This window comes from Ramlibacter sp. (assembly GCF_028292805.1).
Classification (GTDB): Bacteria; Pseudomonadota; Gammaproteobacteria; order Burkholderiales; family Burkholderiaceae_C; genus Ramlibacter.
Window position 1 is genome coordinate 1 of record NZ_JAQGLS010000178.1, and the last position, 4,272, is coordinate 4,272.

3 protein-coding genes, 1 pseudogene and 1 other annotated feature are annotated in these 4,272 nt (G+C 66.4%); all 4 genes and pseudogenes read right to left on the bottom strand.

Annotation, left to right across the window (positions count from 1 at the left end):
* Positions 1-291: pseudogene (locus tag JWP65_RS10935) on the bottom strand (IS3 family transposase); the annotation flags it as partial.
* Positions 2-118: a sequence feature (AL1L pseudoknot), on the bottom strand. (Overlaps the previous pseudogene by 117 nt.)
* Before the next feature lie 638 nt (positions 292-929).
* A complete protein-coding gene (locus tag JWP65_RS10940) occupies positions 930-1,910 on the bottom strand; it encodes a tripartite tricarboxylate transporter substrate binding protein (protein ID WP_299763594.1) in 981 nt (326 codons plus the stop codon).
* 17 nt (positions 1,911-1,927) lie between these two features.
* The gene (locus JWP65_RS10945) at positions 1,928-2,644 is read right to left on the bottom strand and encodes a fumarylacetoacetate hydrolase family protein (RefSeq protein WP_299763596.1); all 717 of its coding nucleotides are present in this window, start codon (positions 2,642-2,644) and stop codon (positions 1,928-1,930) included.
* Between the two features lie 86 nt (positions 2,645-2,730).
* Positions 2,731-3,672, bottom strand: a complete 942-nt coding sequence (locus JWP65_RS10950) for an AraC family transcriptional regulator (RefSeq protein WP_299763598.1) — start codon at positions 3,670-3,672, stop codon at positions 2,731-2,733.
* Positions 3,673-4,272 lie beyond the last annotated feature (600 nt).

The following is a 4,272-nucleotide window of genomic DNA, read 5'->3' on the forward strand; positions in this document are numbered from 1 at the left end:
ACGGGGCGATCTGCAGTGCCTTGCAGATCGGCTCGACCCCGTGGATGTCGCGGTGCTTGTCGACGAAACCGTTCAGGACTTCAGTCGGCGGTCGAGCTCCGCCTGGGCGAAAAACGCGCTGGCCAGCTTCAGGATCTCGTTGGCCCGGCGCAGCTCCTTGACCTCGCGTTCAAGATCCCTGACCCGTTGCGCCTCGCACGTCGTGACGCCTTCGCGCACCCCGGCATCGACCTCCACCCGCTTGACCCATTCCAGCAGCGTTTGCGGCACGCAACCGATCTTGGGTGCGACCACGGCCATCTGGAGACAGTGCGCCTGCTGCTCACCACCACGATCGACATCGGACCACGTCAACAATCTCGGCTGGACTGCGCTGGTGGAGGCCGTCATCCTGGGCAACGGCGGCCCCGCGCACGCCGAGATCGTGCGCATGCTGGTGGCTCGAAAGGTCGACCTGCAACTGGCCGATCGCGGCGGCGTCACGCCACTTGCGCACGCGCGCCGGCCCGGCCAGCGAGCGGTGGAGGATCCTTGTGAGGGCGGGAGCACGGTGATGTCTGCTTCGGGTCGGGAGCAGCCGTCGGCTAGCATGGCGCATGGGCATTCCGTACGTCAGTGTCGAAGAGGCCATGACCATCCCCGGCTTGCGGATGGTTGTCGTCGGCCAGATTCCCAGCCCCTGGTCCGAAGCGACCAAGGGCATCTTCTACGTCAAGCGGATTCCGTGGACGGCAGTGCGGCTCGCATACGGCCACCCGGCGCTCAAGGCGTGGGCGGGGCAGCGAAGCGCCCCTGTGGCGATGTACGAGGACGAGCTGCCGCGGTGTGGCTGGGCGGAGATCCTGGAACTTGCGGAGCGCCCCGTGGCCGGCCTTTGCGGGGGACGCGGCCCCCGTGCGGGTGACGGCCGGGCGGCGTCGACGAAGTGGCTACTCCGCCCTGAAGCCGATCTTTTCCGCCACGCGCGTCCACTTCTCGATGTCGTCGCGGATCAGCTTAGTCAGTTCCTCGGGCTTGCCCGGGCTGGGCTCCGCGCCTTGTGCCAGCAGGGTCTCACGCACCTCGGGGGCGTTCAGGGCCTTGATGGTTTCGGCATTGAGCTTGGCGACGATGTCCTTTGGCGTGTCGGCCGGTGCGAACAGCGCGAACCAGGATCCGGAGTCAAAGCCGGGCAGGGCCTGCTCCGCGATGGTGGGCAGGTCCGGCAGCACACTGGAACGCCGGCCTGTGGTCACTGCGATGGCCCTGACTTTGCCTGCCTTGATCTGCGGCAGCGCGGCACTGACGTTGTCCGCCATCAGCTGCACCTGGCCGCCGGCCAGCGCCAGCAGGCCTGGGCCGCCGCCCTGGTAAGGCACGTGCGTCATCTCGATGCCGGCCATGATCTTGAACAGTTCCATCCCGAGGTGGCCCGGCGTGCCGTTGCCCGCCGAACTGAAGTTCAGCTTGCCCGAATTGGCCTTCGCGAACGCGATCAGTTCCTTCACGTTGTTGACCGGCAGCGAGGGGTGGACCATCAGGATCTGCGGCACGTGGGCCACGAGCGAGATGGGCGTGAAGTTGCGGACCGGGTCGTACCCGAGGTTCTTGTTGGTCGCCGCCGCGATGGCGTGAGACGCGTTGGTCCCCATCAGCAGCGTGTAGCCGTTGGGCGCGGAGCGCTGCACCGCGCGCGCACCCACGGTGCCGCCCGCGCCAACGCGGTTATCCGCGATGAAGGATTGCCCCAGTACTTGCGACAGTTGCTTGCCCAGCTGGCGCGCCAGGATGTCGCTGGCGCCGCCGGCCGCGAACGGCACGACGATGGTCACGGGGCGGTCGGGGTAGGTCGCTGCGGACTGGGCGTGTGTCCACGAGGTCACGGCCATCATGACGATGCCGGCAAGTTTCGGAACCAGGGAAGGAAGCATGGCGTTTCTCCGTTCGTTCAACGATGCACAGGATGGGGGGACACGGGAAGGATGTCCACCACTAGGGGTTCAAGAGCAGCAATCGTGCCGACGAGGCGGTCACCAGGGACGACCGCACCGACGCCGTCCGGGGTGCCGGTGTAGATCAGGTCACCGGGCATCAGCCGGTACTGGCGTGACAGCTGCGAGATGATTTCCGGGACGTTCCAGATCATCTTTTCCAGGACCGTCTGCTGCCGCCGCTGGCCGTTGACCGCCAGCGCCAGCGTGCCCGTGGCTGGATGCCCGCAGACGGCCACGGGGTGGACCGCGCCGCAGGGCGAGGAATGGTCGAAGGACTTGCCCACCTCCCACGGCAGTCCGCGCTTGAAGGATTCGCGCTGGCGGTCGCGCCGCGTCATGTCGAAACCCACCGCGTAGCCGAACACGCATTCCAGCGCCTCGTCGGCGCTGACGTCGCTGGCCGCGGCGCCGACCGCAACCACCAACTCGCATTCGTACTGGAAGTCTTCGGTGAACACCGGGTACGGCACTTGGCCGTCGCTCACCAGCGCATCAGTGGGCTTCTGGAAGAAGAACGGCGGATCGCGCTCGTCCGCCTCCTTCATCTCGCGGATGTGTTCGAGGTAGTTGCGCCCCACGCAGTAGATGCGGCGGACGGGAAACTTCTCCTCACGCCCAACGATCGGAAGTGCGGGTTGTGCCACGACGGGCACGGGCAGGGATGCGTTCATGCCGAGGAATTCTCGCGGCACGCGCGGCCAGGGGCATAGGACTGCGTTGTCCTATCGTGGGACAAAACAGCGGCTTTCGCTGCAGATCAGAGCTGGGCGGTCCCGCGCGCGCGCACCGACACTGGCGTGCAGCCTTCGAACTGGCGGAACCGGCGGCTGAAGTAGGCCACGTCGGTGAAGCCGCAGCGGAATGCGATTTCCTTGACCGTCAGGTCCGTGTGCACGAGCAGCTCCTTCGCCCGGGCGATGCGGCGGGCGGTGAGGAGCTCGACGAAGGTCTTGCCCGTTTCGCGCTTGACCAGATGGGCCAGGTACGTCGCCGAGACATGGACGGCCGCGGCCGCATCGGACAGCGAGGCCGGTTGCTCGTCCCGCTCGCGCAGGTAGGCCCTCAGCCGCGCCATGGTCTGCCGCCGGGTGGGTCCGCAGGGCTGCTGGCTGGCCAGCTCGTTCAGTCGCGTCCCGTAACCGCGCCACACCGTCCCGATCAGCTGCAGCAAGTAGCCGCGGATCATGATGGTCGAGCCCGTCGCGCGTGCCGCATCCTCCCGCAAGATCGCCTCGCACAGCGCGGCCACTTCGCGCGCGCCTGATGCATCGAGGACGTAATCCAGTTGCGACTGGAAGCGGAATGGCGCCAGTTCTGGCGCCCGGTCGACCGGGACTTCGGCGAGGTCCAGGGGATCCACCTCCAGCGCCGGCAGCAGGTAATCAGGGCTGACGTTGAGGATGTAGTAGCGGCTGTTCGCGACCGTCGGGATGAAGTGCGTCCTGAACGGCAGGATGAAACAGAGCGTCCCCGCGCCGACGGGGCGCTGCGCCCCGTCCAGGAAGTGGCGGGTGGTCCCCTCCAGCTGAACGTGGATTTGCAGGTATTCGTGCCGGTGCGGCGCCGGATTGGGAAGCGCGGTGTCCTGCGAACGGATGCCGAAATCCGAGTGTGAGGCACGCTCCGCCATCCTGTAGTTCGAGAATGCGAACTCCGGCCCGCGCAGTTTCCGACCGGGGATCGACTCTCGTGTGCCCATGGTTGCAGGATACGACAAACGGCCCAAGCGCCACGGTTTGGCGGTCGAAGCCAAGCGCGCCAGCGTGGCGGGCCGGTGCCCGCCACGGCGGGGCGCTCGCACATCCAGCTGCAGTTCCCCGAAGGCCTCCGCGCGTTGGCTCTGTTCCGCCACGCCGAAGGCGAGGCGGTGAAGTGGGCGAGCGGGACTTTGCGGCGTTGCCGCTGCTCCTTCAACTTCGACATTTGTGGAACCTTGGCGAGGCCGCGGGGCTGCTGCACCAGTGGGGGACAAATTCCGTTCCAGTGGATTGGCTGCGAAAGCAGGTAGCGGTGTTCGACGCGTGGAGCGGGCTGGACCTGCGCGTCTGACAGATTGCGGCCGCCGGCCGCAGCCCTCTCGATCTCCGGCCTTCAGCCGAGGGGAGGACGTCTGCTTTGGGTTGCGGATTCAACCGGTCGTTGCAACACACTAAGGAAGGTCTGAACAAGTCAAAATTTTGAGCGCCTGAGGTTCGGACGAGTTGGCGGAGCACGGCGATGGTTGACGCCAACCATCGAAGTTCCGATTTTCAGGTTGATTTGCGGGCGCTTTCGCCCGTTTTCTGAGCTTCATGCTGTT